Annotated in this window: 27 protein-coding genes; 19 read left to right on the forward strand and 8 right to left on the reverse strand. The window is 69.4% G+C overall.

The annotated features are described in order from the left end of the window. Positions 1-85: 85 nt before the first annotated feature. The 3 genes from IEY21_RS09150 to paaD are packed head-to-tail and all read left to right on the forward strand — an operon-like array spanning position 86 to position 2,054. A complete protein-coding gene (locus IEY21_RS09150; RefSeq protein ID WP_188903620.1) occupies positions 86-766 on the forward strand; it encodes a phenylacetic acid degradation protein in 681 nt (226 codons plus the stop codon). Next, entirely contained in the window at positions 763-1,545 is a 783-nt protein-coding gene (gene paaC / locus IEY21_RS09155) for a 1,2-phenylacetyl-CoA epoxidase subunit PaaC (RefSeq protein WP_188903622.1), read from the forward strand. The genes IEY21_RS09150 and paaC overlap by 4 nt, the downstream gene beginning before the upstream one ends. Positions 1,546-1,553: 8 nt before the next feature. After that, entirely contained in the window at positions 1,554-2,054 is a 501-nt protein-coding gene (paaD, locus tag IEY21_RS09160) for a 1,2-phenylacetyl-CoA epoxidase subunit PaaD (protein WP_188903624.1), read from the forward strand. Between the two features lie 2 nt (positions 2,055-2,056). On the opposite strand, the gene map is transcribed toward paaD, so the two are convergent. Further along, entirely contained in the window at positions 2,057-2,800 is a 744-nt protein-coding gene (map, locus tag IEY21_RS09165) for a type I methionyl aminopeptidase (protein WP_188903626.1), read from the reverse strand. 135 nt (positions 2,801-2,935) lie between these two features. Here map and galE point away from each other — a divergent pair, with 135 nt between their 5' ends. From galE to IEY21_RS09195, 6 genes are all read left to right on the forward strand, one after another. Continuing rightward, complete coding sequence (galE, locus tag IEY21_RS09170; protein WP_188903628.1) at positions 2,936-3,928, forward strand: UDP-glucose 4-epimerase GalE; 993 nt, start codon at positions 2,936-2,938, stop codon at positions 3,926-3,928. 9 nt (positions 3,929-3,937) lie between these two features. Continuing rightward, complete coding sequence (locus tag IEY21_RS09175) at positions 3,938-5,284, forward strand: M20/M25/M40 family metallo-hydrolase (protein WP_188903630.1); 1,347 nt, start codon at positions 3,938-3,940, stop codon at positions 5,282-5,284. A 63-nt stretch (positions 5,285-5,347) separates the two neighbouring features. Beyond that, positions 5,348-5,890 carry a single-stranded DNA-binding protein gene (locus tag IEY21_RS09180; RefSeq protein WP_188903632.1) on the forward strand — a complete coding sequence of 181 codons (543 nt, stop codon included), beginning with the start codon at positions 5,348-5,350 and terminating at the stop codon, positions 5,888-5,890. An 83-nt stretch (positions 5,891-5,973) separates the two neighbouring features. Next, complete coding sequence (locus IEY21_RS09185; RefSeq protein ID WP_188903634.1) at positions 5,974-6,306, forward strand: DNA-binding protein; 333 nt, start codon at positions 5,974-5,976, stop codon at positions 6,304-6,306. A gap of 190 nt (positions 6,307-6,496) precedes the next feature. Continuing rightward, positions 6,497-8,650, forward strand: a complete 2,154-nt coding sequence (locus tag IEY21_RS09190; RefSeq protein ID WP_188903636.1) for a putative bifunctional diguanylate cyclase/phosphodiesterase — start codon at positions 6,497-6,499, stop codon at positions 8,648-8,650. A 32-nt stretch (positions 8,651-8,682) separates the two neighbouring features. Next, complete coding sequence (locus IEY21_RS09195) at positions 8,683-9,162, forward strand: PaaI family thioesterase (RefSeq protein WP_188903638.1); 480 nt, start codon at positions 8,683-8,685, stop codon at positions 9,160-9,162. 65 nt (positions 9,163-9,227) lie between these two features. On the opposite strand, the gene csaB is transcribed toward IEY21_RS09195, so the two are convergent. From csaB to IEY21_RS09215, 4 genes are all read right to left on the reverse strand, one after another. Further along, positions 9,228-10,199: a polysaccharide pyruvyl transferase CsaB gene (gene csaB, locus IEY21_RS09200; protein WP_188903640.1), complete on the reverse strand. Its 972-nt coding sequence runs from the start codon at positions 10,197-10,199 to the stop codon at positions 9,228-9,230. Further along, complete coding sequence (locus IEY21_RS09205; protein WP_188903704.1) at positions 10,196-11,983, reverse strand: DUF5693 family protein; 1,788 nt, start codon at positions 11,981-11,983, stop codon at positions 10,196-10,198. Before IEY21_RS09205 ends, csaB begins: the two co-directional genes overlap by 4 nt. A 240-nt stretch (positions 11,984-12,223) precedes the next feature. Next, positions 12,224-12,838: a uridine kinase gene (udk, locus tag IEY21_RS09210; RefSeq protein WP_188903642.1), complete on the reverse strand. Its 615-nt coding sequence runs from the start codon at positions 12,836-12,838 to the stop codon at positions 12,224-12,226. A gap of 94 nt (positions 12,839-12,932) precedes the next feature. Beyond that, on the reverse strand, positions 12,933-13,964 hold the full coding sequence (locus tag IEY21_RS09215; RefSeq protein WP_188903644.1) for a Glu/Leu/Phe/Val dehydrogenase family protein: 1,032 nt from the start codon (positions 13,962-13,964) through the stop codon (positions 12,933-12,935). Positions 13,965-14,276: 312 nt separating this feature from the next. Here IEY21_RS09215 and IEY21_RS09220 point away from each other — a divergent pair, with 312 nt between their 5' ends. The 3 genes from IEY21_RS09220 (at position 14,277) to IEY21_RS09230 (ending at position 17,599) form a co-directional block, all read left to right on the forward strand. Then, positions 14,277-15,797, forward strand: a complete 1,521-nt coding sequence (locus IEY21_RS09220; RefSeq protein ID WP_188903646.1) for an E3 binding domain-containing protein — start codon at positions 14,277-14,279, stop codon at positions 15,795-15,797. Between the two features lie 133 nt (positions 15,798-15,930). After that, positions 15,931-16,857, forward strand: a complete 927-nt coding sequence (gene pdxY / locus IEY21_RS09225; protein ID WP_188903659.1) for a pyridoxal kinase PdxY — start codon at positions 15,931-15,933, stop codon at positions 16,855-16,857. Between the two features lie 115 nt (positions 16,858-16,972). Continuing rightward, complete coding sequence (locus IEY21_RS09230; RefSeq protein WP_188903661.1) at positions 16,973-17,599, forward strand: hypothetical protein; 627 nt, start codon at positions 16,973-16,975, stop codon at positions 17,597-17,599. A gap of 83 nt (positions 17,600-17,682) precedes the next feature. Here IEY21_RS09230 and IEY21_RS09235 read toward each other — a convergent pair whose 3' ends face one another. Beyond that, entirely contained in the window at positions 17,683-18,120 is a 438-nt protein-coding gene (locus IEY21_RS09235) for a response regulator (RefSeq protein WP_188903663.1), read from the reverse strand. 355 nt (positions 18,121-18,475) lie between these two features. On the opposite strand from IEY21_RS09235, the gene IEY21_RS09240 reads away from it, so the two are divergent. The 4 genes from IEY21_RS09240 to IEY21_RS09255 all read left to right on the forward strand — a co-directional run bounded on the left by IEY21_RS09240 (position 18,476) and on the right by IEY21_RS09255 (position 22,376). Then, complete coding sequence (locus IEY21_RS09240) at positions 18,476-19,216, forward strand: enoyl-CoA hydratase-related protein (protein WP_188903665.1); 741 nt, start codon at positions 18,476-18,478, stop codon at positions 19,214-19,216. A 90-nt stretch (positions 19,217-19,306) separates the two neighbouring features. Next, positions 19,307-20,164 (forward strand): SDR family oxidoreductase, encoded by an 858-nt coding sequence (locus IEY21_RS09245; RefSeq protein ID WP_188903667.1) that lies wholly within the window; start codon positions 19,307-19,309, stop codon positions 20,162-20,164. 132 nt (positions 20,165-20,296) lie between these two features. Then, positions 20,297-21,697: a nicotinate phosphoribosyltransferase gene (locus IEY21_RS09250; RefSeq protein WP_188903669.1), complete on the forward strand. Its 1,401-nt coding sequence runs from the start codon at positions 20,297-20,299 to the stop codon at positions 21,695-21,697. Between the two features lie 76 nt (positions 21,698-21,773). Continuing rightward, positions 21,774-22,376, forward strand: a complete 603-nt coding sequence (locus IEY21_RS09255; RefSeq protein WP_188903671.1) for a hypothetical protein — start codon at positions 21,774-21,776, stop codon at positions 22,374-22,376. A gap of 28 nt (positions 22,377-22,404) precedes the next feature. Here the strand turns inward: IEY21_RS09255 and IEY21_RS09260 are convergent, their stop codons facing one another. Next, entirely contained in the window at positions 22,405-23,586 is a 1,182-nt protein-coding gene (locus IEY21_RS09260) for a glycosyltransferase family 4 protein (RefSeq protein ID WP_188903672.1), read from the reverse strand. 155 nt (positions 23,587-23,741) lie between these two features. On the opposite strand from IEY21_RS09260, the gene hisA reads away from it, so the two are divergent. Continuing rightward, a complete protein-coding gene (gene hisA, locus IEY21_RS09265) occupies positions 23,742-24,497 on the forward strand; it encodes a 1-(5-phosphoribosyl)-5-[(5-phosphoribosylamino)methylideneamino]imidazole-4-carboxamide isomerase (RefSeq protein ID WP_229753001.1) in 756 nt (251 codons plus the stop codon). Positions 24,498-24,501: 4 nt separating this feature from the next. Here hisA and IEY21_RS09270 read toward each other — a convergent pair whose 3' ends face one another. Beyond that, positions 24,502-24,906, reverse strand: a complete 405-nt coding sequence (locus tag IEY21_RS09270; RefSeq protein ID WP_188903676.1) for a Fur family transcriptional regulator — start codon at positions 24,904-24,906, stop codon at positions 24,502-24,504. A 121-nt stretch (positions 24,907-25,027) separates the two neighbouring features. Between IEY21_RS09270 and IEY21_RS09275 the strand changes: the two genes are divergently transcribed. Next, a complete protein-coding gene (locus IEY21_RS09275) occupies positions 25,028-25,963 on the forward strand; it encodes a biotin--[acetyl-CoA-carboxylase] ligase (RefSeq protein WP_188903678.1) in 936 nt (311 codons plus the stop codon). 58 nt (positions 25,964-26,021) lie between these two features. Continuing rightward, positions 26,022-26,600, forward strand: coding sequence for a biotin transporter BioY (locus IEY21_RS09280; RefSeq protein WP_188903680.1), 579 nt, complete (start codon positions 26,022-26,024; stop codon positions 26,598-26,600). The last annotated feature ends 331 nt before the right edge of the window (positions 26,601-26,931 follow it).

Consider the following 26,931-nt stretch of genomic DNA (forward strand, 5'->3'; position numbering starts at 1 on the left):
GGAGGCTGCGCCTGCCCACGCCCTCCTGTTGAGGTTCAGCGCTTCCGCTTTTCTTTCCGCGCCCCCAGGGCGCCCGAGGACAACCATGACCCAGTCTCCTTCACAATCTCCAACGCACGACACCCAGTGGCCGCGCTGGGAAGTTTTTAAACAGGACAGCGAGAAACGCCCGTATCAGGCGGTGGGCAGCGTGCATGCCGGCGATCCCGATCACGCGCTGCTGACCGCCCGCAATGTCTTTGTGCGCCGCCCCGCCGCCGTGAGCCTGTGGGCCGTGCGCGAGGCCGACATCCTGAGCGCCACACCCGAGGAACTCGCCGCCCATCCGGCGGTGCTGGATACGCCCGGCGAGGCCGATACGTACCACGTCGGGGTCAAGAAAACCCACAAGCGCAGCATGACCTTCGTGGATCTGGTGGGCACGGTGCAGGCCAGCGGCCCCGGTGAGGCGCTGCGGCAGGCGCAGGCCGCCCACGCCGACGCCCTGGCGTGGCTGGTCTTTCCCGAGGCGGCCATTGCCCGCACCGACGACGATCCGGGCACGGTGGAAAGCTGGTTTGCCCCGGCCAAGGACAAGACCTACAAGCAGCAGCAGTACTACGGCGTGATTGGCAAGCACGTGGGCCAGCTCAAGCGCGAGGGCCGCATGCCCCGGCGCGTGAATGAGGAGCCGCATGTGGCAGACCACAAGGTCTACGACCACCCGCACGACCAGCCCGCCCGTACCCTTGAAGCCAACGCCGCAGACGTCGAGGTAAACCCATGACCGCTCCCGCTCCCCTGACCCTCTCTGAGACGCAGCAGGCGGCCCTGATCCGCAAGCTGACCGCCCTGGCCGACGACGAGATCATCCTGGCCCAGCGCGGCGGCGAGTGGACCGGCCACGCCCCGATTCTCGAGGAGGACATCGCCCTGGCGAACATCGCGCAGGACGAACTGGGCCACGCGGGACTGTATCTGGAACTGCGCCGCGCCCTGGACGGCAGCAACCCGGATCAGCTGGCCTTTACCCGGGACGCCGCAGGGTACACCTGCGCGCGGCTCGTGGAACTGCCCCGGGGAGACTGGGCCTTTACCATGCTGCGCCAGTACCTGTACGACGCCTACGAGGCCGTGTGGCTGGACGCCGCCCGCCAGAGCAGCTATGTTCCGCTGGCCGAGGTCGCCGCCAAGGCCTTCCGCGAGGAGCGCTTTCACCTGCAGCACACGGCGCTGTGGGTCGAGCGCCTCGCGCTGGGCACGCCCGAGAGCCTGCGCCGCACCCAGGACGCCCTGAACGCCCTGTGGCCCCATCTCGGCCAGCTGTTTCAGCCGGTTGCCGGTGAAGCCGAACTGACCGGGGACGGCGTGCTGCCCGACCTGAACGCCGTCCGGGTCCGCTGGGACGGACTGGTCGTGCCGCACCTGACCGACCGCTGTGGTTTGACCTTGCCGCCCGCCGGGGCCGAGCAGCCCGGACGCGAACAGCACACCGAACATCTGGAGCCGTTGCTCGCCGAGATGCAGCGGGTCGCCCGCGACCATCCCGACGCCGAACTCTGGTAAGGAGCCCCATGACTGTTCCCCATGCCCCCCTCACCCCACAGGCCATCTGGGCCGCGCTGGACACGGTTCCTGACCCCGAGATCCCGGTGGTGTCCGTGACCGACATGGGCATGGTCCGTGACGTGCAGATCGCTCAGGACGGCGCGGTCACCGTGACGTTCACGCCTACCTTCAGCGGCTGCCCGGCGCTGCACGTCATCCGCGACAGCATCGGCCAGGCGGTGCGCGATCTGGGCGCACCGGCGGTGGAGGTCCGCAGCACCCTCACGCCTCCGTGGACCACCGACTGGATCAAGGAGGATGCCCGCGAACGCCTGCGCGAGTACGGCATCGCTCCGCCCGCCCCCGCCGAGGACGGTTTGATTCAGCTGCAGGCCGACGCCACCCGCTGCCCCCGCTGCGGCAGCTTCGACGTGCGGATGACCGGCAGCTTTGGTCCCACGCTGTGCAAGCGGCTGTATGTCTGCGACGCGTGCAAGGAGCCTTTCGAGGGCTTCAAGAGCATCTGAGCTCAGGCCGTCAGAATCAGCGGATCGCCCGTGGTCATCATGATGGTGTGTTCAAAGTGCGCGGCGATGCCCCCGTCGGTGGTGGAGATTGTCCAGCCGTCCTGCAGCGTTCGGGTACGCCAGCTGCGTCCACTGGACACCATCGGCTCGACGGCGATGACCAGCCCCTGGTGCAGCGGCTTTTTCAACGCGGGGTGGTAAAAGTTCGGTACGTCCGGCTGTTCGTGGATGGCCCGGCCCACGCCGTGGCCCTGCAGTTCACGCAGCAGGGTGAAACCACGCCGCTTCACCTCCGTTTCAATCGCCCTGCCGATCCCGTTGATCGGGCGCCCCGCGCGGGCCGCCGTCATGGCCTGTGCAAACGCGGCCTCGGCGCAGGCGATCAGGCGAGCCGCCACCGGGGAAACGGGCGGAACGGCCACCGTGGCGGCGGCGTCGGCAACATACCCCCCCACATTCGGCGTGACATCCAGGCACACCACATCACCCGCCGCGAGGGGCCGGTGTGTCGGCAGACCGTGAACGATGTCCTCGTTGACGCTGATAAACACGTTGACGGGGGCGCCGTACTCGGCCCGCGGCGCGGAGAAAGCGCCATGCTGGGTAAAAATCTGTCCGGCCAGCGTGTCCAGCTCGGCGGGTGTGACGCCGGGTTCCACGGCAGCCTTCAGGGCTTCGAGGGTCCGGGCGACCACTTTCCCCGCCAGTTTCATTCCTTTCAGATCACGCTCGTTGTTCACCGTCATACGTGAATTCTAGTCCCGCCCCGTCCTGGCCCGGCTCCATGACCGCCCTTCCTGCCGCCTGGCCCCTTTCATCTGGTGTTCCACTTCCGAACGGGCGACAGCCCGCGCGGGCCACCGCCTGCTACGCTCCCTCCAATGAAGCTTCTAGTCGTTGGCGGCGCGGGGTATATCGGGTCACACACGGTCCGGCAATTGCGGGCGGCGGGGCACGCGGTCGTGGTGCTGGACAACCTCTCCAGCGGCCACGCCGGGGCCCTGCCGGGGGATGTGGAACTCGTCCGGGCCGACCTGCTCGATTTCCCCAGCGTCAGGGCCGCGCTGGAGGCCCACAAGCCCGACGCGATCATTCACTTCGCCGCGCTGATCGAGGTGGGCGAGAGCATGCGCGCCCCGGCACGCTACTACCGCAACAACGTGGTGGGCAGCCTGAACCTGCTGCAGGCCATCGTGGAGACCCGCAAGGTGCCGCTGGTCTTTTCCAGCACGGCGGCCGTGTACGGCACCACCGACGCCGTGCCGATTCCTGAGGACGCCGCCCTGCACCCCGAGAGCGTGTACGGCGAGACCAAGCTGATGACCGAGCGCATGATCCACGCCTTTCACACGGCCCACGGCCTGCCCTACGTGATTCTGCGGTACTTCAACGTGTGCGGCGCCTCGCCTGCCGCAGACATCGGGGAGGCGCACCCCAGCCAGACCCACGTGATTGAGCTGGCGTGCATGACGGCGCTGGGACAGCGCGAGAAGATGATGATTTTCGGCGAGGACTACGACACCCCCGATGGAACGTGCATCCGCGATTACGTGCATGTGCAGGACCTCGCCGACGCGCATGTGCTGGCGGTGGAGGCGCTGCACGCCGGAAAAACGGACGCGGCCACCTACAACGTGGGGCTGGGTCACGGCTTTTCGGTCCGGGAGGTGCTGGACGCGGTGGACGGTGTGGTCGGCACGCCGATGACGCGCGAGAGCGCTCCCCGCCGCGCGGGCGATCCGCCCCGGCTGGTGGCCGACGCCACCCGAATCGTCTCGGAGCTGGGATTCAGGCCGCAATTCACCGACCTCAAGGAGATTGTGCAGACGGCCTGGAACTGGCACCGGGGGCATCCGCACGGCTTCGAGAAGTAAATTGAGGCCATGACCACAACCGACTCCCTGGACCTGTCCGCCCACATCGAGCGCGGCCTCTCGGACCTGCGCGAACTGGTGGCGCTGCAAAGCGTGTCGGCCCAGGGCCGCATGTTGCCCGAGACGGCCGACGCCGTGACTGCGCTGCTGGAAACCGAGGGCTTCAGCGTGGCGCGGTATCCCGGCCAGGTGGCCCCGGTGCTGGTCGCCGAGGCCGGCGACGGCCCTTTTACGCTGCTGATCTACAACCACTACGACGTGCAGCCCGAGGACCCGCTGGAGCTGTGGGACAGCCCGCCGTTTGCGCTGACCGAACGGGACGGCCGCCTGTATGGGCGCGGCGCCTCGGACGACAAGGGAGAATTTGTGTCGCGGCTGGCCGGGCTGCGGGCGCTGCGTGAGCGGCACGGTGGCCGGCTGCCCCTGCGGGTGAAGTGGCTGCTGGAGGGCGAGGAGGAGGTCGGCAGCCCCAGCCTGGGCGCGTTCGTGCGGGAGCACGCCGATGAACTGTGTGCCGATGGGGTGTGGTGGGAATTCGGCAGCGTGACGCCGGAGGGCCAGCCGGTCGTGTACGCGGGCCTCAAGGGCGTGGTGTGCCTGGAACTGCGCTGCCGGGTGGCGGCGGGGGACCTGCACAGCAGCACCGGCGCGGTGGTGGACAATCCGCTGTGGCGGCTGGCGCGGGCGGTGGCGAGCCTGCGCGACGCCGACGGGCAGGTCACCATTCCCGGCTTTCACGACGACGTGCGGGCCGCTTCAGAGGCCGACCGGGCAGCCATCGCCCGCATTCCCGGGCAGGGCGAGGCGCTGGTGGAGGCCTATGACGTCACGCACCGCCTGGGCACGCCCGCAGAGTTCAATGCCCGCATCAACCTGATGCCCGTGCTGAACGTCAACGGCTTTCACGGCGGCTACGGCGGCGAGGGCAGCAAGACCGTGCTGCCGGCCGAGGGCTTCGTGAAGCTGGATTTCCGGCTGGTGCCCGACCAGGACCCGGAGAAGATCGTGGCGCTGCTGCGCGCCCACCTCGCGGCACAGGGCCTGAGCGACATCGAGGTCGTGGAGCTGGAAAGCCACGAACATCCCTCGCGCAGCGACCTGAGCGCTCCCTTCGTGCAGACGGCGGTGCGGGTGGCCCGTGAGGTCTACGGCCACGAGCCGATCCTGCACCCCAGCAGCGGGGGCAGCGGCCCGATGCATCCCTTTATGGAGTACGTAGGGGCGCCGGTGGTCGCGCTGGGCATCGGCAACGTGGCGGGCCGGGTCCACGCGCCCAACGAGAACGTGCTGCGCCGCGATTTCGAGACCGGGGTGCGCTACGCCCTGGAGCTGATGGACGCGCTGGGCCAGGGCTGAAGTTCGCCCCCTTCCCCCACACACGGCGCCATTCGTGTTATGTTATTTACATAAGGAGGTCGCGTGTTACACATTGAATTCGTGACGGATCTGGGAGCGCAGGTAACGGTGGATGTGGAAGGACCCGACAAGCTGCTGGAAGTTCAGCGGCAGTACGGCCGCCTGGGCTGGACCAGCGGCACCGTGCCCGGCGGCGGCTACCAGTTTCCGCTGGACAACGAACCCGACTTTGACTGGGCCCTCATCGGGGCCCGCAAGTGGACCAACCCCGACGGTGAGGAGATGGTGATCCACAAGGGGCTGGCGTACCGTCGCCGCGAACTGGAGGCTGTGGACAGCCGCAAGATGAAGCTGCCCGCCGCCGTGAAGTACAGCCGCGGCGCGCGCGCCACCGACCCCGAGCACGTCCGCGAGAAGGCCGACGGCGAGTTCGAGTACGTGACGCTGGCGATCTTCCGCGGTGGGCGGCGCCAGGACCGCTACGCCGTGCCGGGAAGCCCGCGTGCGGCGGCCCCCGCGGCGTCCCAGCCTGCCCGGCCCGCTCCGGCCCGCCCGCAGCCGGCTCCCCGCGCCGCCCCCGAGCTGGAGGAAGGCACGCCGTTCTGAGCCGCCCCCTGCGGGGATAAAGGCAGTCTTGAATTCGCAGCATGCCCCACCGTTTCCCGGTTCACGGGTGATTACGGTGGGGCATGACCACCATCAACCTGTCGGTGCCGAAGAAGGTTCAGGACAACGCCGCCCGGGGCTTAAAGCTGCGTGACGAGTACGGCTTCGGCGGTACCGAGGTCGGCGAGCACATGGCCGAGCGGCTCGCGGCGGGCGGTGAGCTGCAGCCCGACGAGATTCGCCACGTTTCCCGGTACTTTCCGCGCCACGCCGGGGACAACCTTGAGCAGACCGGCGAGGACGGCGAAAAACCCTCGCACGGATACGTGGCGTGGCTGCTGTGGGGCGGCGACGAGGTCCGTGCGTGGAGCGAGAAGGTCACCCGGCAGCTCGACGGGGAGGACCGGGAGCCGTAATCCGCAGAGCCGCGACACCAAACGTCCAGCATCGTGCAAATCCTGCCCGCAAACCGGGGAATACGCCGGCGCTGCTTTCCCATACCCCCGTCGCGGCGCGCGTGGGGAGTCATCACGAACAGCATTCTCGGATACAGTAGGACTGTTCATACAAGCGTGGCAGGATGTCGGGGCTGGAGCGTGGGTCGCATTGAATTCTGGGCACATCGAAGCGTTTCTTGAGGAAGGACAACTTCAGTTCTGGACCCTGGACCTGCGGACGGGGGCAGTGGAGCTGCGCCGGGCGGGCGCGCGCGTGGTCACCTGGGCGGCGGCCGAGCTGGCGGTCCTGCGCGGCCTGCTGGACCCCGGCGGCTGGGAGCGGCTGCGCCGGGCGGCCCTGCGCAGCGGCGCGGGTGGAAGCGACCTGGACGTGCTGTGCGGGCTCACGGTTCCGTCGGGCCGGCGCGGGTGGGTGCAGCTCAGCGCCCAGCGGGACCCCCGGGCAGGGGCCGGAGGGCCCCGGCTGCTGGGGGTGGCGCGCAACGTCACCCGGCAGCATGCCGAATACGAGCAGCTCACCGAACACGAGGCCCAGCTCCGGGCCGTGATTGACCAGACCCTGGTCGGCATGTACATCAAGGACTGCGAGGGCCGTTTCGTGCTTGCCAATCCCTACATGCGCCGGATCGCGGGTGCACTGGGGCCGTCCCTGACGGGCCGCCGGTCCCAGGAGGTGTTCGATCTGACCGGGGTGCCCGGCATCGCAGCGATGGACCAGGAAGTGCTGAGCACCGGCCGGTCGCTGCGGCGGGAGGTCAGCCTGGAGGAGGGGGGACAGGCGCGTACCCTGCTGTTCACCAAGGCCCCGTACTGGAAGGGGGGGCAGCTCTCGGGGATCGTCGGGTTCATGCAGGACATCACGCGCCAGAAGGACCTGGAGCACCGCGCGGTGGAACAGGCGCGCGAGCTGGAGGCGCGGGTGCTGGAGCGCACCGAGGAACTGCGGCGGGCCAACGATCTGCTGCGGTTCCAGGCCACCCACGATGACCTGACTGGGCTGCCCAACCGCCGCTACTTTCTGGGCGCGCTGCAGGACATGCTGACGCGGCGCAGCGGGGAAACGCTGCCCGGGTTTGCCCTGTTGTTGCTGGACATGGACGGCTTCAAGCGCATCAACGACCGCTTTGGCCACGCGGCCGGGGACGTCTTGCTGCGGCAGTTTGCCCAGCGGCTGGCGCTGACCCTGGAGGGGGAGGCCAAACTCGCCCGGCTGGGCGGCGACGAATTCGTGATCCTGATGCCGGGGGCCGACCGGGCGCAGGCCAGCTTGCAGGTCGAGCGCATCCTGGGCACCCTGCAGCTGCCGTTTCTGGTGGAGGGCCGCGACCTGCAGATCGGCAGCAGCATCGGCATGACGCTTCCCTCCAGCCCGCTTCTGAGCGCAGAGGACTGTCTGCGGCAGGCCGACATCGCCATGTACCGGGCCAAGGCCACGAACCGGGGCCGCATGCAGGTGTTCGAGCCGTGGATGCTGGGCCGCCACACCCTGCTGCTGAGCCTGCAGACCGACCTTCAGGATGCCGCGCGGCTGGAGCAACTGACCCTGCAGTATCAGCCGGTGGTGTCGCTGACCGACGACACGGTGCGCGGCGTCGAGGCGCTGGTGCGCTGGCAGCACCCCGAACACGGACAAATCAGTCCTGGGGAGTTCATCGCTCTGGCCGAGGGAACCGGCATGATCCGCGAGATTGACCTGTGGGTGCTGCGCCGGTCGTGCCGGGCCATGCTGCCGCTGGTCCAGGCCGGTCGGCTGGCCAAGCTCAGCGTCAACTTCTCGCCGCGCCATTTCGATCAGCCGGGCCTGCCCGAGCAGATCGCCGCCATCCTTTCGGAGACCGGTTTTCCTCACCACGCGCTGGTCGTCGAGATCACCGAGGGGGTGTTCATGCGCCGGCACCGGCTGGCCAACGTGATGCTGCGCGAGTTGCTGCGCCAGGGCGTGGGCGTCGCGGTGGATGATTTCGGCACCGGATACTCCTCGCTGAGCTACGTGCAGCGGCTGCCCCTGAGCGACATCAAGGTGGACCGCTCGTTCGTGGCCGCCGCCGCGCAGTATCCCGGCATCATCCGCTCGATTGTGGACCTTGCCCTGGGGCTGGACATGACCGTGGTGGCCGAGGGGGTCGAAACCCCCGAGCAGCTGGAGGTGGTGCGCGCCCTGGGCTGCGACTATGCCCAGGGCTACCTGCTGAGCCGCCCGCTGTTGGGGCCGGACCTGATTGCCTGGCTCGATGCCCGCGACGCCGCCGCAGAAGCCGTGGAAGAAGTTCAGCCGGCCAATCTGGGCACCGCCCTGCCCTGAGCGCCCGCCCGCCGGGCGGCTATCCTCGGCCCATGCCGCTGCACCCCGACCTGTTTGTGCCCACCCCCGAGGACTGGGAACGCCTTTCGCCCGAGGAACTGGCCGCGCGCCTGAACGGTCCGCAGGGCCAGGGGTTGGCCGGCACGCTGGGAGCGCGGCTGGGCATCACCTTTCTCAGCGTGACCCGTCAGCGTCTGTTGGCCCGCATGCCGGTGGAGGGCAACCGTCAGCCCGGCGGGCGGCTGCACGGCGGCGCGAGTCTGGCCCTGGCCGAGGAGCTGGCGAGCATGGGAGCGTGGATGAACCTGGACCCCCGCCGGCAGGTGGCGGTGGGGGTGGACCTGAACGGCACGCACGTCCGGGGGGTGGTGGCCGGCGACTTCGTGACCGGCGAGGCGACGCTGGCCTACCGGGGCCGCAGCGTGATGGTCTGGACCGTGGAGGTCCGAGACGGGCGGGGCCGCGTGAGCAGTCTGGCGCGCTGCACCTGCCACGTGGTGCCGGCAAGCTGAGCCGCAGGCCGCGGGGAAGGGCGAACACTGTATTCGTCCCCGCACCCGTTTAACCCCGTACCCGTTTAACCCAGCGCCCGGCTGAAGCTGTTCGAGGCCCGCAGTTTCATGTCCTCGATGGCGTTCCAGTCGGGAGTGACCCGCCGCAGCGTTTCATCGACCAGCCGGTCCACCTCGGGGGTGGTGGAGTGCACCGGGGCGCCGGCATCGGCGCAGAACCCGCGGACCTTGGGGTCGTAGGCAACGCCGGAAAACGGTGTGCCGGCGGCAGCGGCCAGGATCACCGCATGCAGGCGGACGCCGATCACGTACCCGCTGCGGGCAATGGCGTCCAGCGCAGCCTGGGGGTCGCGGGTGCTGATCACGTGGTTGGCGCCCAGGGTGTGCGCGGCCTCATCGTCGTGCGCGGGCATCAGGCTCAGCGCCGTGACGTGGCGCCCCTCCAGGCGCAGGCGGCGGGTGACCTCCTGCAGAGCGGGCAGCGCCTCGGTGACGTCGCCGCGTGGGGCGATGATCACGTCCTGGCCGACCCGGGAGAGTTCCGGAGTGGGCCGCAGCAGCAGCGCCGGGTCACCGCCCAGCTCGCCGCGCAGGCCCAGCTGTTCCAGGGTGTTCAGGCTGCCCTCATCACGCACGATGATGCGCAGGCCTGCCAGGGCGGCGGCCACCCGGCGGCCCCCTTGCGGCGAGAGCGGCCCGACGCTCTGGTTGAAGATCACCACCCGTTTGCCCAGCAGCCGGGCCAGCCGGATCACGCCCAGGTAGTACGTCAGCGTGCGGGCGCTGGTGCGGTCCTGCAACAGGCCGCCGCCGCCGCTGAGCAGCACCCGCGAGCGGGCCACCGCGAGCAGCAGCGCCGCCGGATTCATGCGCGGGGCCGCCTCACAGCCGTAGGTCTGGGCGGTGTCGTGCGGGGTGTTCGAGAGCAGCAGCGGGGTCAGTCCCCGCGTCTTGACCTCGCGGACGATGGACAGCGCGATGGCCTCGTCCCCGGTGTTGCCAAAGCCGTAGTAACCGCTGACGGCAACCCGGCTCATGCGCCCACCTCCGGCGCGGCGCGGCGGCCGGTGCCGGAGCCGCTCCACAGCCGCATGCCGAGCCGCAGGGCCCAGATGGCGACCACGCCCATCAGCAGGCCCAGGCCCAGGCCCAGGAACACGCGGGCCGCGCTGATCAGCAGCGGGGTGTGAAAGTGCGAGAAGGTGTTGAGGATGCTCGACTGGCCCACCACCCCGGCCAGGATCAGCAGGCCGCTGAAGTACCCCGGCAGCGTGCCGCTGAGGCCGAGCAGGGCCAGCGGATGCGCGGCGATCTCCTTGAAGCGTGGGCGGATGATCGAGTCCTGTACGTCGCGCCGCAACGAGGTCTCGAAGTCGCTGACCTGACCGCCGGTGGTGTTGCCCCGGCGGTCAAACACCAGCGAGAGAAGCAACAGACCCAGACCCATCACGGCCACGTCGCCCAGCCGGATGGGCGCGCTGTACAGATCGGAGATGGTCTTGCGGATGTCCTGCCGGGGCAGGAAGCTCAGGGCCACCAGCGTCAGCGGCAGCAGCAGCGTTAAGCCCACGCCGCGGAAGGGGGCCAGGCCCAGGGTGCTCTCGCGGCTGGCCCCCAGCGCCGAGACGAACAGCACGCCGGTCAGGCTCAGGCCCGTCGCCAGGAACCAGTCCGTGACCCGCGAGCGCCTCAGGATCAGGCCCAGCGCGGGAAAGCTGACGGCCGCGATCAGGGCCGCGCTCTCGAAGGGATGCAGGGTGTTCAGGCCGACGGCGAGTAGCGCCGTGAACCCGGCGGCGAGCAGCCCCAGCCGCGCGAGCGGGTAGCTCAGCCCAAGCAGCAGCAGCGCCGCCAGCGGTCCCACCATGCTCAGCGCCTGCAGCAGCGGGCTGGGGGTGAAGAAGGTGACCTGCGGGCTGCCGATGCTCACGCCCGAGCGCCCGAGCAGGCTCTGGGTGCGCCGCAGCATGTCCTCGGTCTCGTTGATGGTCGGGTAGGGCCGCAGGTACAGCAGCCGCATGCCGCGTTCGCGCGCTGCGAGGTTGTACTTGCTCGCCACGTCCAGCGGATCAAGTTTGTTCTGGTAATCGGGCGACAGTGCAAACAGCCTCACCCCGCCGTGCGTGCGGACCAGGGTATCCAGGCCCCTCTGGATGTTGCTCTCGATGATCGCCGGAAGCCGCGCGCCCAGGGCAGTGTTGACCTGCGCGAGCAGTTTCGGGGTGCGCGCCCCGATCACCTCATCGCCGGTAAAGGCGATAAAGGGCACGTCCGGCCAGTCGGCACCCACCCGGGCCGCCGGCACCGCGTCGTCCTGATAGGGCCGGTACACAAGGACCAGCCCCTGCTGCTTGAACGCGTTGATCCGTTCGGTGTCCGGTCCGGCCGGCAGGTAGCGGGGGTCGCTGGGCCACTCCACCCAGGTCTGCCCCCCGATGCGGACCTCACGGGTGGGGATGGTGTAGCGGGCGCGCAGCGCCGCAGCGATCTCGGGACTGGCCGCGCGCATGTACACAGCGTTCGTCCTGACCCCCTGGTCCGGAAAGTCCGCCGCGAGGTCCGAGCCGTTTTTCAGATAGACCTCGCCGCGCTGTTCCCGGCTGGCGACGGTGTCCTCATACAGCGCGACCCCGTTGACGCCCAGCGCCCGGTAACGGTCGAGCAGCGCCTGCGGTTCCAGGCCCGAGCGGCGGGCCTGCGTGACGAGTGCCGGATAGTCCATGACCAGCGCCGCCGTTTTCTGGGCCTGCTCGTACTGCACGCGCTGCACAGCCAGAATCAGCGCCGGAATCAGCGACAGCACGATCAGGCCCAGCAGCATCCGGGTCCAGGGATGGCGCGAGGCGGGCGGCAGCGTGGGTCCCGGCGCCGCGGGGGGCGTGGCCGGGGTGGGGGTGGGGCGCGGGCGGATCGGGTCGGTCACAGGCACATCCTAGAGGGCAGAAAGAGGACAAGAGGGACGGCGGAAAACATCACAAAGCGCACCAGCGTAGGCCCTTCCCACGCCGCCCCGCGTCCACCGAAGGAAGGAGGCGGCGTGGGAAGGGCCGGGGCCGCGCCGTTACACCGTGGCGCGGATGCGGGCCGTGAGCATGTCCAGCGCCGGCTCGTTCATGCCGCCGTGCGGAATGATCACATCGGCGTAGCGCTTGGTGGGTTCCACAAAGCTCAGGTGCATGGGCCGCACGAAGTCCAGGTACTGCTGGATCACGCTCTCGGGGGTGCGTCCGCGTTCCTGGGTGTCGCGCTGCAGCCGCCGGATAAAACGCACGTCCGCGTCGGCGTCCACGAACACCTTGAGGTGCATCCGGCCGCGCAGCGCCTCGTCGTACAGCGCAAAGAAACCCTCCAGCACCACCACGCTGCCGGGCAGCACGGTGGTGGTCTGCGGCGAGCGGGTGTGCTGCGTGAAGTCGTACTCGGGCATGTCGATGGGCACCCCGGAGAGCAGGGCGTCCAGATGGTCGCGCAGCAGCGCCCAGTCGAAGGCGGCCGGGTGGTCGTAGTTGGTCTTCAGCCGCGCCTCGAAGGGAATGTCATCCTGGCTGCGGTAGTAGTTGTCCTGATTGAGCACCGCCACGCCCTGTACGCCCACCGTCTCGATCACCCGCCGGGTCACGGTGGTCTTGCCGCTGCCCGATCCGCCCGCCACGCCGATCACGAAGGGAGAGGTCACCGCGCACCTGCGGCATGGGAGGCAACGGGGAGGAGGAGACGGGAAGCGTGCAGACGCACGGCGTGGAACGTGGAGGTCTGGGTCATGGGTCCTTTCAAGCCCGGCCCAGGCTGCCGATCAGTTCGATGCGGCGCTCGGCCATCTTGCGGGCGACGAGGTGGGGCGGTTTGCTGTACTGCTCGGCAACGTGGGTGATGCGGCTGACGGTCTGGTACACCTGCTCGGCCGCCGCGTTCATGTCGGCCCCGGTGGCCGCGGCGATCAGGCCGGCCGAGTTGACGGCGAAGTCGGGCATGTACACGATGCCCGCTTCCTTGACCGCCGCCTCGCCCCGGAGCGTCAGGGGATGGTGCTCGCCGCCGGCGATCAGGCGGCACTGCAGGCGCGGCACGTCGGCGCTGTGGATGCTGTGGCCGTAGCCGCACGGCGCGAAGATGTCACACGGCACGTCCAGCGCGCTGCTGCACGGCACGACCTCCACGCCGCTGAGGTCGTCGGCCAGCGCCTGGGCACGTTCGGGCCGGTCGTCCGAGACGGTCAGGCGTGCGCCCTCGCGGTGCAGGTGGGCGGCCAGCGCCCGGCCCACCGCGCCCACGCCCAGAATCGCCACCCGCACGCCGCGCATGCTCTCGGAGCCCAGCGCGAAGCGGGCGGCGGCCTTCATGCCGCGGTACACGCCGTAGCCGGTCACGCTGCTGGTATCGGTGTTCATGCCCAGCGTGGCGGGCGTTTCCTGGGCCACAAAGGCGATGTCGGCGGGCGTGACCCCGATGTCCTCGGTGAGCACCACCCGCGAGGCCAGCGGCCGCGCCTGCCGCCCCAGCGCCCGGAACAGCGCCTCGCGCGCATGCGGGTCGTCCACCCGGGTGTCGGGCATCATGATCACGCAGGCCCCGCCGCCGTAGTTCAGGCCGGCCAGCGCCGCTTTCAGGGTCAGGCTCTCGGACAGGGCCAGGGCGCCGCGCACCGCAAGTTCCTCGTCCTGCTCGCGCAGCCGCACGCCCGCGATGGCGGGGCCCAGAATGGTGGAATGCACCGCCAGGGCCGCCTTCAGGCCGCTGGGCGCGTGGTGAAGAAGCGTCAGGCTCTCGTGCCCGCGCGACTGCATCTCCTCGAGTATCAACATCGTCGCTCCTGTGCTGCGTCCTTCCCGGTGCATTGCCCTCCGGGACGCGGCGAACGTTCCGCAGGGTAGCACTCCCCACCGCCGCCCTCCTGTGACTTTTTGCGGAGTGGCGGGGCGGCCCGGGCGGCGCCGGAACATGCCCCCTTCCGGCCCTCAGGGTGGCGCACTGAAAGAACGCTGTCAGACCCCGCCCGGCACTCTGCGAGCATGACTGCACCCGCGCCGACCCCCTGGCCTGTCTTACGGACCACGGCGGCGCGCGTGGCGGGGTCGTCCGCGTTTCATTCACTGGGCGCGCGAAGGGGGAATTGAATGGAACAGATTGCGCCGCTTGCCAGAATCCTGGCGGAAGCGAACGGCATTGAATGGCAGAGGTTGCAGGGGTCCGGCGAGGGCGGCACGATCGTCGAGCAGGACATTCTGAACTACCTCACGCGCATCATGAGCGGAGAGGAGGAGCCGCCCTCGACCCCGGTGGACGCCATTCCCGACGGCTGGACCGGCGACGAGCAGCTGCCGCCCGGCATGTTCAGCGCCGACATGCTCAGCCAGGCCGGGGTGGACAGTGACATCGCCGCCTTCGTCGAGCAGTCGCGCCCGGTCACGCCGCAGGCCGCCGCTCCCGACAACGAGGCCCTGGAATTCGAGCTCGATGATGCCGACGGCGACGACCTGAGCGCCGCGCCGGCCCAGCCGGAACCCGCCCGGTTTGTGGACGAGCAACCCGGCAACCCGACCTCGCCCGACCTGATCGCCCCGGACCACGCCCGCGCTCCGCTGGCGGCGGCCATGCCCGAAGTCGTCGCGGTACCCGAAGTCGCCGCGCCGGAAGTCGTGGCCCCCGCGCCCGCCGCCCCGGCCCGCGCCCCCATGGGCCTGGGCAACCTGCTCTCGCAGCTGTACCGCAAGGACAAGGCCCCCGAAGCGGCTCCGGCCGAGGTCGTTCCAGCCGCAGTTATTCCAGCGGCAGCGGCTCCGGTCGTGACGGCTCCCGAACTGCAGGTGGCGCCGCCCGTGACCGAGCCTGCCGCGCCCCAGCCGGTGCTGGCCGAGGCTTCTGACGTGGCTGCCGAAGCGGCCGAGGAGACTGTCGAGGCGGCGCCTGCCCCCAGTGCGCCGGAGCAGGCCGAGCCCGAGGCCTCCACGCCCGAAGCGCCCGAAGTTGCAGAGCCCGAAGGCACAGAGCCCGAAGTCATCGATACCTACGCTGCCGAACACGACCAGGGAGCTGCGGACACGAGTGCCGAGGCTGCCCCTGAGACCCCCACCTCTGAACCGGACGCGCCCGCCGGAGCGCAGCCGCTGGAGGCGGTGCCCCACCCCGCCGCTGTGCCCACCCTGATCTCTGTGCCCACCCCGGTCGCTGCGCCTGCCGGAGCCGTGTGGTTCGGCACCTACCTGCGCCGCGACGCCGTGGTCGGAGCGGCCGACGACCTGCGCACGCAGCTGTCCGAGGCGCTGGATCAGGACGTCTCGCTGGCCTTCCTGGTGGCGCGCGCTGCCGGACGCCATGCCGGCCTGCTGAACCTGGGCAGCGTGGCGCTGCAGGGCGAGGACGGACAGGCCCAGACCGTACAGGACGGCGCGCTGCGCGACGCGGTCGCGGTCCTGGGCGGCGGCCACGCCGGCACCCCCGATCTGCTCGTCGTGGACGCTGGAGCGCTGGGTCTGGACGAACTGCACTACCCCCACACCGTGACCCTCAGCGTAGGCCGCGTCCGGGACGGCGCCGCCGCCCTGACCCTCAACGGCGATGTGGACGCCCGTCAGGCCGCGCAGTTCCTGGGCCGTGTGGCCGAGGCCCTGGAAAAACCCATCGCGCTGGTGCTGTAACCCCACCTTCCCCGGGCAACTCGGGCCCGCCGGTGAACGCCCACCTCCCTGACCGGGGGTGGGCGTTCTCGCCGTCTGCCGGGCGTCCCGGGAGGCCTCCGCTGCGCCGCGCCCACCGCCTATGCTGTCGGGCATGAGTCTTTCCGATGCGCCGGCCCCCGAAGCTGCGGTCCCTGACCTGTCCGTGCCCACCTCCCTGCTGAGCATCCAGTCGTGGGTGAGCTACGGGCATGTGGGCAACGCCGCCGCCGTCTTTCCGCTGCAGCGGCTGGGCTTTGAGGTCTGGGCCATCCACACCGTGCAGTTTTCCAACCACACCGGCTACGGCGCGTGGACCGGCGCGGTGTTTCCGCCCGAGAACATCGCCGAACTGATTGACGGCATCGAGGCGCGGGGCGTGCTGCCGCAGTGCGCGGGCGTGCTGAGCGGCTACATGGGCAGCGGCGGCACGGTGGCGGCGGTGGTGGAGGCCGTGCGCCGGGTGCGGGCCGTCAATCCGGCGGCGCTGTACTGCTGCGACCCGGTGATGGGCGACGTGGGCCGCGGCGTGTTCGTGCGCCCGGAACTGCCCGACCTGATCGCCGCGCAGGCGCTGAGTGCGGCCGACATTCTGACGCCCAATCAGTTTGAGCTCGAACTGCTGACCGGCCAGAGCGTGCGAACCCTGGAGGAGGCCCTGGCGGCGGCGGCGGCGCTGCGCGAACGGATGCACCCGGGGGGGCCGCGCATTGTCCTCGTGACCAGTCTGGTGCGTGGGGACGCCCCGGCCGACAGCATCGAGACGCTGGCCGTGACCGGGGACGGTGCGTGGCTGTGCCGCACGCCGCTGCTGCCGCTGGACCCGCCGCGCAACGGCACCGGGGACGCCATCGCTGCGCTGTTCTTCGGACATTACCTGCAGTCGGGCGAGGTGACCACGGCCCTGCAGCGGTCCATGGGGGCGCTGTACGGTCTGCTGGAGCGGACCCACCGGACGGGCAGCCGGGAGATCGCGCTGATCGCCGCGCAGGAGGAATTCGTGCGGCCCAGCCACACTTTTACGGTTGATCAGGTGGGCTGAGGTGGGGGTCGGGGTGGATACATGAGACCCGACTACAGGTCAATTCAGGATCGGCGCAACGAGGTTTTCAGACCTTCTCATGTGGGCTGTAGGGGGGGCGGGCACAGTGGGTGACATGAAACACATTCTGTTCCCAACGACTGCCCAGGCTGACGCCTTCATCTCGGATCTGCAGGACAAGGGCGTGGTTGCTCCGACGCTGGGCCGCTCGACCTACAACCGCCACAGCGAGCTGTCCGGCACGGCGGCCGCGGGCAGCGACACCCGCACCTACGACAGTGACGCCTATGACAGTGGCCCCAGCGCCGCCGCCGAGGACGCCGGTGCGGGCGCCGTGAAGGGTACCGGCGTGGGCGCCGTGGTGGGCGCAGGCGCGGGTCTGCTGGGCACGGCGGGCACCGTGGCGGGCGTGGGCGCCACGGTGGCAACCGGCGGCCTGGCCATCCCGGTGATCCTGGGCATGGCGGCGTTGGGTGCGGGCGTAGGCGCCGCTGTAGGTGCAGCGGGCGGCGCGGCCGGGGTCGACGAGAACCACGACGGCCGGACGGCAGACGATGACCGCGATTACGGCACCTACGGCGTGAACGACGATTACTACGACCGCATGCACAGCACCGTCAACGGCGGGGGCCGCGCCGTCGCCGTCGAGGATGACGTGCCGTACGATGTGGTGGCCGAGGCGGTCAAGCGCCACGGCGGCGAGTTCGTCGACGAGAACACCATCGACGCCCGTCGGATGTAAACACCTTCTTCCAGGCTCTATCCATCGGCAGCCCGCCACGACCTGAGATCGTGGCGGGCTGCCGTGATGCGTTGAATCCGGTTTCAGGGGCGGTGATTGGGGGGCAGCGCCACACGTTTGAACCAGAAGTTGCCCAGCGAGCGCACCACTTCCACAAAGTCGCCGATGCTCACCGGTTTGGGGATGTAGGCGTTGGCATGCAGGTTGTAACTGCGCCAGATGTCGCTCTCGGCGCGGGAGGTGGTCAGGACGATCACCGGAATGTTGCGCAGCTCCTCATCGAGCTTGAGGATGTCCAGCACTTCCAGCCCGCTCATGCGCGGCATGTTCAGGTCCATCAGCACCACGTCCGGGCGGGGCACGTCCGCGTAGTGCTGCTCACGGCGCAAGAAGGCCAGCGCGTCCACGCCGTCGCGGGCGTGGTGCAGGTGGTGCGGAAAGTCGGCCTCTTCGAAGGCTTCCTGGGTCAGCAGGACGTCAGCGGGGTTGTCCTCAACCAGCAGGATATCAATGGGTTTCATGGGCGTTCCTCTAGGAGAGCATCCGGAGGAGCTGGATGCGGTGGGTGGTTTGAAGCGTTCGGGCAGCCCAGCGTATGATTTGACCAGGTTGCCCGGCGCTGCCGCCGTACCCTCCTGTGCCATTCAAGCGCTGAAATACGCCGGAGATGCGTGCATGATACTGCGCTTTGGTGGCGTTGCCCCTGTGCGCAAGCAAAGCACCTGATGGGGGCGTATTTCACACGCTCTACACACTGGCGGCGGGAACGTGGGCTGGCCGGTTTCCGGGTACTGCCTTCCAGACAGGGCGGGGAGCTTCCCTCCCTGCCACCAGGAATTTTGAACCGGGTGCAGTGGCCTGGGCTACACTCCGGATATGACATACCACAGCGTGGGCCTGACACGTGCAGGCGAGGTGGCGACCCTGACCCTGAGCGCCAAGATGGGCAGCATGGGGCCGGACTTCTGGCGCGAGGTGCCGCAGGTGCTGCGCGAACTGGAGGACGCGCGCGTGCTGATTGTGCGCGGCCAGCAGATTTTCAGCGCCGGTCTGGACGTGAAGGCCAACGCTGCCCAGATCGCTCCGGTGCTGGGCGACCCTGACGGGTTCGCGGCGGTTGTGGCACAGATGCATGCCGTCACCGAGGGTCTGGCGGCCCTGTCCATTCCGGTGATCGCTGCCGTGCACGGCTGGTGCATCGGTGCGGGGCTGGAATTGATCAGCGGGGCCGACATCCGCCTGTGCAGCGCCGACGCCCGCTTTAGCTTGCCGGAGGTTCGGCTGGGGATCACTGCCGATCTGGGGGGATTGCAACGTCTGCCTGCCCTGATCGGACGGGGCCGGACCGCTCATCTGGCCCTGACGGGTGAGCCGATTGACGCCAATACCGCTGAAATCTGGGGCCTGGTTACGGAAGTGCTGGACACCCCCGAAGAGCTGTTTGCGCGGGCGGATGAGATGGCGGCCCACCTCGCTGCCCTGCCGCCCAGGGCCCTGGAGGGCACCAAGCGCACGCTCAACGATGATCTGCCGCATGCCCGCAGCCTCGCCAACGCCGTACAGTGGAACGCACAGCACATGACGCTGGACGGATTGCAAAATGCCCTGAAGAAGTAGGGCACAGGCGAGAGGAGGCCACACTTCTGAAGCCGCGCTGCCTCTCGCCTCGGTCCACGACCCCCATTCATCACCCCCAAAGGAGCCCCCATGACCTCAGCCCCGCAACAGCTCAGCCCTGGCACCCCCGAGTCCACCTTTCGTCCCGACCTGCTGGCGGGCAAGCACGCGCTGATTACCGGGGGCGGCAGCGGCATCAACCTGGGCATTGCCCAGAGTTTTGCGGCGCATGGCTGCGCCGTGACCATCCTGGGCCGCAACCTGGAGAAGGCGCAGCGGGCCGCACAGGGCATCGTGGACGCCGGCGGGCGGGCCACCGGGGTCAGCGCGGACGTGCGCGACTACGTGGCGCTGGAGGCGGCGGCGGCGCAGGCCGTGCAGGCCCACGGTGACTTTGACATCGTGCTCGCGGGGGCGGCCGGCAACTTTCCGGCGCCGGTGGACGGCATCAGCCCCAACGGTTTCAAGACGGTGGTGGACATTGACCTGCTGGGCACCTACAACACCATCAAGGCGGCCGCTCCCCACCTGAAGACCCCCGGCGGCAGCGTGCTGAGCATCAGCGCCTACGGCATTCCGGTGCCCATGCAGGCGCATGTGGTGGCGGCCAAGGCCGGCGTGGACGCCCTGACGCGCACCCTGGCGGTGGAGTGGGGCCTGCGCGGCATCCGCGTGAACGCCATCATTCCCGGCCCCATTGACGGCACCGAGGGCATGGCACGGCTGGCCCCGGATGAGGAAAGCCGCCGCCGGGTCGCGGGCAGCGTGCCCCTGGGCCGCATGGGCGTCCCGCAGGACATCGCCAACGCCGCGTTGTTCCTCGTCTCGGACGCGGCCAGCTACGTCACCGGCGTGATTCTGCCGGTGGACGGTGGGCAGAACATGCTGGGCGGCGCACCGCAGTACCAGACCTTCCAGGCCATGGGGTTTGGAAGCAAGAAGGACTGAAGGCTGACCGGTCGCCCAAGCGCTGAAATGAAGGGGCATATATGCCCCTTCGTTCCTGACAGAGCAGCGCTTCTTTGCTCACTAAACTCATAATCTAGAATTGGAATATGAGGAGTACACAGGAGGTCCACCATGACCCGCGCTGCCCCCGCCCGCCTGAGCGATGACAACCTGATTCTGGACACCGACAGCTACAAGAGCAGCCACTTTCTGCAGTACCCGCCCGGAACGACCCGGCTGTTCTCCTATCTGGAGTCGCGCGGCGGGCGGTATCCGGTCACGCGCTTTTTCGGCTTGCAGTACATCCTCGACCGCTACCTCACGCGCCGCGTCACCGCCGGGATGGTGGAAGAGGCCCGAACGCTGATTGAGGCACACGGCGAACCGTTTCCGTATGACGGCTGGATGCGGGTGGTGGAGCGTCACGGCGGACGGCTGCCGCTGGAGGTGCGGGCGGTGCCGGAAGGCAGCTTGGTGCCCATCCACAACGTCCTGATGAGCGTGACGAACACCGATCCCGAGCTGCCGTGGCTGGTGGGCTGGTTCGAGACGATGCTGATGCGGGTGTGGTATCCCATCACGGTCTGCACGCAGAGCTGGCACATCCGCCAGATCATTGCCCGGGCGCTGGAGCAGACCTGTGACGCTCCCGAGGCGGAACTGCCCTTCAAGCTGCACGACTTCGGCAGCCGGGGCGTAAGCAGCCGCGAGAGTGCGGGTCTGGGAGCGGTGGCCCACCTCGTGAACTTTCAGGGCAGCGATACCCTGGAAGCCCTGCGGGTTGCCCGCAACCACTACGACGCCGACATCGCGGGCTTCTCCATTCCCGCTGCCGAACACAGCACCATCACCAGCTGGGGCAAGGAACACGAGGTAGACGCCTACCGCAACATGGTCACGCAGTTCGGCAAGCCGGGCAGCATCTACGCCGTGGTGAGCGACAGCTACGACCTGAAGCACGCCATCAACACCCACTGGGGCGAAACCTTGCGCCAGCAGGTGATCGAAAGCGGGGGAACGCTGGTGGTGCGCCCGGACAGCGGCGATCCTCCGGCCATGGTGCGGCTGGCCGTGCGCGCGCTGGCCGCCAAGTTCGGCACCACCGTCAACAGCAAGGGCTATCAGGTCCTCAACCATGTGCGCGTGATTCAGGGCGACGGCATCGACGAGGAAACCATCACCCAGATTCTGCAGAACCTGCTGATTGACGGCTTCTCGGCCGAGAACGTGACGTTCGGCATGGGCGGCGCGCTGCTGCAGAAGGTGGACCGCGACACGCAGCGCTTTGCCTACAAGGCCAGCGCGGGGGTCATTGACGGCGAATACCGGGGCATCTACAAGGACCCGGTGACCGATCCCGGCAAGCGCAGCAAGGACGGCGTGCTGGATCTGGTCATGGAGAATGGCCGCATAACCACCCGCGCGTACTACACTTTTGATACGAACTTTCCCGACTCCCTGATGCGAACGGTGTACTGCGACGGAGAATTGCTGATCAGGGACAGTCTGGAGGACATCAGGGGACGGGGATAAACAGTTCCACACACAGTACTGGCGGGGCCCGCATGGTTTTTCCAGAAAGTGGCGTTGTGCCTGAACTGGGGTCTCTGTGAACGCCCTGACCCCCCTCCTTCCGGCCCTGCACACCCTCGAACCCTTGGGTCTCTCGCGCATTGCCGTTCAATCGTGGTCGGCTTCGGCCAACCCTGAGCAGGCGGGCCGCCTCGCCCGGTACCTGGAGGCCGAGTTTCACGCACTGGCCGGTGACTACGCGGACAGCGTGGACCACGCCTATCTGCGTTCCAATGCCTTCCGGGCCAATGTGGTTCAGGCGGTGCGCGCGGCGGAAGTGGCCGAGTCGGAGGCCAAGCTGCGTTTCATTGCCCGCGCCCTGGCCGGCTGCCTGCTGAACTTTCCACCCCCCATCCCCGACAGGTTTCAGACGCTGCGAATCATCGAGGGCCTGTCGGACCGGGAAACGCACGTCTTTGTGGGCCTGTTCGGGCTGCTCGACCCCCTGGACCCTTTTGAAGACCGTATCTCCGTGAACAGTACCGTGACGGTGGCGGGCCTGACCCGTCAGGAGTTCGCCTCGGCGTTGCTGGGGCTGGGGCAGTTGGGTTTGGTGGTGCGGGAGGACGTGGGCTGGAAGCTGACGGCATTGGCCCGGCAGGTGGCGGTGCTGACGCGGCTGGAAGGGGACGGGTTGTAGCGCAGCACGGTTGTAGCCTGGAACCGCTTCAGCCCTGACCCGAGCGCCGGGAGGGTCCAGACGCTTTCCTGGGTCCCCTCGCCCTGACCCGCTCGTATACCCCGGCGAGTGCCCGCGCGCGCACGTTCAGGTCGTACTGCGCCGCGCTGGCCCGCGCCCCGTTCTGAAGGGCAGCCACATGGTCCGGGTGCAGGGCGTACAGCAGACCGTCGGCCAGGGCGTCGGCGGTGGGGTCGCGCACCGTGCCGTTCTCGCCCTCATGGATCAGGTCCAGCGCGGCGGGGCTGCGGGCGGCGACCAGCGGCGCTCCGGCGGCCAACGCCTCGATCATGCTCATGGGCAGCACCTCGCTGGTGCTGGCCGTCAGGAAAGCGTCTGCCGCGGCCAGGGCTTCGGGGACGCGGGCGTAGGGCAGCGGGCCGGTAAAGGTCACGCCCTCGGGCGCACGGGCGGCGGCCCCGGCCGCACTCGGGCCGTCACCCACCACCAGCAGGCGCAGTTCCGGGCGGCTGGCCCGCGCCCGGTCAAAGGCCTGAATCATGGTGTCCAGATTCTTCTCGGGCGCGAGGCGGCCCAGGTACATCACCAGCGGCGCGTCGGGGGCGATGTGGTATTCGGCGCGGAAGGCGCGGCCGTCGGCGGCGTGGAACGCGGCCAGATCGACCGGATTGGGAAACAGCTCGACCTCTCCGTCATACCCGTACTCGCTGAGCATCTCGACCATCGCGCGGCCTGGAGCCAGCACCGCGTCCACCCGCCGTGCAAAGGCGCTGACGTGGGGGCGCAGCATGGCGCGGCCCACCGTGTGGGGCATGGGCGTGTAGTGCAGGTACTGGTCGTACTGGGTGTGGGCGGTATACACCACGGGTGCGCCCGAGAGCCGGGACCACTTCAGGGCCAGCCCGCCGGCCAGAAAGGGGTGCATGGTATGCAGCACGTCCAGATCGCGCAGCGGAAGGCGGGCGGTCAGCAGCGGTCCCGGAGCGAGCATCACCGGGTAATCCGCCGGAGCGCCCAGGGCCCGCGCTCCGGCAAAGGAACTGTTCAGGCGGTAGACGCCTTCCTCGTGGGGCGGCATCTGCGGGTGGCGCGGCGCAAAGATCCGCACCTCGTGGCCCAGGGCCCGCAGTCCCCGCGCAAACAGGGCGGTACTGGTCGCCACGCCATTGCGAGACGGCAGGTAGGTCGCGGTGATCAGGCCAATTCGCACGCTGCTGAGCAGTCTAGAACATGCGGCGTGCCGGCAGCGTCTGCGGGAGGGGGGTCACCGTGGCTGGAAAGTCCCCTGCGCCGCGGCTCCAGCGAGTGTTTTGCAGGCCGCTTGCCCGTTTCCAGCCGGCGGCGCGGTCCCGTATGCTGGGCCGTATGACTGCCTCCTCCCGTTCTTCCACGCCCGCGCCGCTGCTCATTCCCTGTGTGGATATTCAGGCGGGCCGCGCCGTGCGGCTGTACGAGGGCGATCCTGACCGCGAAACGGTGTACTTCGAGTCACCGCTGGAGGCCGCGCGCCACTGGGTGGCCCTGGGCGCGGAGCTGCTGCATCTGGTGGACCTGGACGCGGCGACCGGGCGCGGCGAGAACCGCGCCGTGATCCGGCAGATTGTGGCCGAGCTGGGCGTGCCGGTCGAGGTGGGCGGCGGCGTGCGCGACCGCGCCGGGGCCGAGGAACTGCTGCGCGGCGGGGTTCAGCGGGTGGTGATCGGTACCGCCGCCGTGCGCAGCCCCGAACTGGTGGCCGACCTGATCGCCGCGCACGGCCCCGAGCGGGTGGTGGTCAGTCTGGACGCCCGTGGGCTGGAGGTTGCCACCCACGGCTGGGCCCAGGGCAGCGGCGTGCAGGTGGCCGACCTGACCCCCACGCTCGCCGGGGCGGGACTGGAGACCCTGATTTTCACCGATGTCACCCGCGACGGCACCCTGCGCGGTCTGGACCGCGAGCTGATGCGGCAGGTGCGCGGCCTGTGGCGGGGCACCCTGATCGTGGGGGGCGGCGTGGCCGACCTGAACGACGTGCAACTGCTGGCCGAGGAAGGCATTGAGGGAGCCATCGTCGGACGGTCCATCTATGAGGGCACCCTGGCCTATCCGCTGACCTGGCCGGTCGACAGCTCTGTGGGATAAGGCTTCAGGGCGCGGGCGGAGTGCCGGGCTGGCACTCCGGGCACAGCCCCATAAATTCCAGGCGCACATCGGTCACCTGAAATCCGGCCGGTAAAGCCGCCGCCGACAGCTGGGGCCACTCGACGGCTTCCACGTCAAAGATCTTTCCGCAGCTCCGGCATACGGCGTGGTGGTGGTGGTCCCCGGTGTGGCGGTAGTCGTAGCGGGTCGCCTGTCCGGCGCGTTCCAGGGTCACGACCACACCGTCACGCACCAGCGCGTCAAGGGTACGGTAGACCGTCCCCAGGCTCACGCTGGGCAGGTTGTTGCGCACCTGCGCGTGAATCCAGGCCGCGTCGGGGTGTGAACGGGCCGCCTGAAGCACCTCGATCACCGCCGCCCGCTGTTTGGTCTGCCGCACCATCGTCATGAACGCAGTCTAGCAAACGGCCTCCGGGCTGTTTGGGAACGCCGTCGCCGTGGTGCGTCGGCGCTGCCCTGCAGGGCTGACCCCTTGTGCTCGTTCAGCAAAACCCGTAGAACACTGAACGATGCCCCGTCGCCTGCTGCCCCTGTTGACCGACCGGCCCCAGTCCGGTGATGTCCTGGGCGCCCGGCTGGGTGTGAACCGTGTGACGGTCCGCACGCTGGCACACGCGCTGATCGAGGAGGGCGTGCCGCTGAGTGTCTCCCGCGCCGGGTATGCCCTGGAGCCGGGCACGCCCGCGCCGGGGATGGTCCGCCGGGACGGCGAGCTGGGGCGGGCCCTGCGGTACCGGGGCACCGTGGGCAGCACCCAGGATGAGGCCCGCGCCTGGGCCGACGATCCGCAGGACCCGGCCCCGCACGGAGCCGTGGTGGTCGCCGAGCGACAGACCGGCGGGCGGGGGCGGCGCGGGCGGGCGTGGACCACGGCTTCCGGCAGCCTGGTCTTCAGCGTGCTGCTGCGGGGCCCCGGTGAAACGGGCGGGCTCAGCCTGACCGAACTGGCCCTGTTGCCGCTCGCCGCCGGGGTGGCCGTACACGCCGCCTGCGGGGTGGGCGGCCTGAAGTGGCCCAACGACCTGCTCAGCGCCGACGGGCGCAAGCTGGCGGGCATCCTGCTGGAGGCCGACCTGCGCGGCGAGGAGGCCCGGCGCGCGGTGCTGGGCATCGGCCTGAATGTGACGGCAGCTCCGGCGGGAGCGGCCCACCTCGCCGAATTCCGGCCCGAGGTGACGCGGGCGGGGGTGCTGGAAGCCCTGCTGCCACAGCTGGAGCGCTGGCTGCGGGCCTCACCCGCCGAGATTCTGGCCGGCTGGGAAGCCGCGAATGTCACCCTGGGGCGCACCGTGCGGGTGCAGACCCCACGTGGGGTGCTGGAGGGCATGGCCGGGCGGCTTGACGCGCACGGCAGCCTGATCGTCCAGACCCCGGACGGGCCGCACACGGTCAGCGCCGGGGACGTGGAACTGGTGGGCCGCCTCACGGAAGGCCCCGCGCCGTAGGTGCCTGGCCCCCGCCGTTTGCCTCCCCTTTTTTCGCCCCCCACAAGGAGAAGACCCCATGACCCAAGCTGCCCACCCCACCCTGGCCCGTACCCTCGCTCCCGCCTCCGGCCTGACCCGTGACCTGCTGCTGATCGCCGGCGGCGCGGCCCTGATCGGCCTGCTCGCCCAGGCCGAGGTGCCCCTCAAACCCGTGCCGGTCACGCTGCAGACTCTGGGCGTGCTGCTCGTCGGCGCGGCGCTGGGCTGGAAACGCGCCTTCGCGGCGCTCGCGCTGTACCTCGCCGCCGGGGCCGCCGGACTGCCGGTGTTCGCGGGCGGCAGCGCCAGCCTCGCCAAGTTCGCCGGTCCCACCGGGGGCTACCTGCTGTCGTACCCGTTTGCCGCCGCGCTGGTGGGCTTTCTGGTGCAGCGCTTTGGCCTGGACCGCCGCGTGTCCGGCACGGCCCTGGCGATGCTGGCGGGCAGCGCCGTGATCTACGCCCTGGGCCTGTCGTGGCTGAGTCTGGTCACCGGTCTTAAGGGGCAGGCGCTGCTGACGGCCGGCCTGACGCCCTTCCTGCTGGGAGACGCCCTGAAGCTGGGGCTGGCTGCGCTGCTGCTGCCGGGCGTATGGGCGTGGGTGCGCCGCCGCTGACCCCCAGTCGTCTGCGCCGCTGGCCCCCACCTTCACTCGGGTGGGGGCCAGCTCTTGCAGACGGGTTGTCGATGCCCCCGGTTCTTGAAGCCCCGTCCGGAAGTGGCCTCAGTGTGGCCTGCAGGCGCGGCCGGACACATCCGCCGAAAGGGGGAGGGCCAGGGTAGGCCGGATGGCGCAGACGGTGGGGCTCCAGCGGCTGGCCCCGCTGCACGTCAAGACCGGGCCCCTAGAAAAAGTCCCCCGCCGCCTGGCGGCCTGACAGATTTTATGAGATTGGACGGAAAACGAGTTGCCAGCCGACCTCAAGGGTGGTTTGAGGAGGGGCGTG

Origin of the sequence: Deinococcus aerophilus (genome assembly GCF_014647075.1) — a bacterium.
Lineage (GTDB): Bacteria > Deinococcota > Deinococci > Deinococcales > Deinococcaceae > Deinococcus > Deinococcus aerophilus.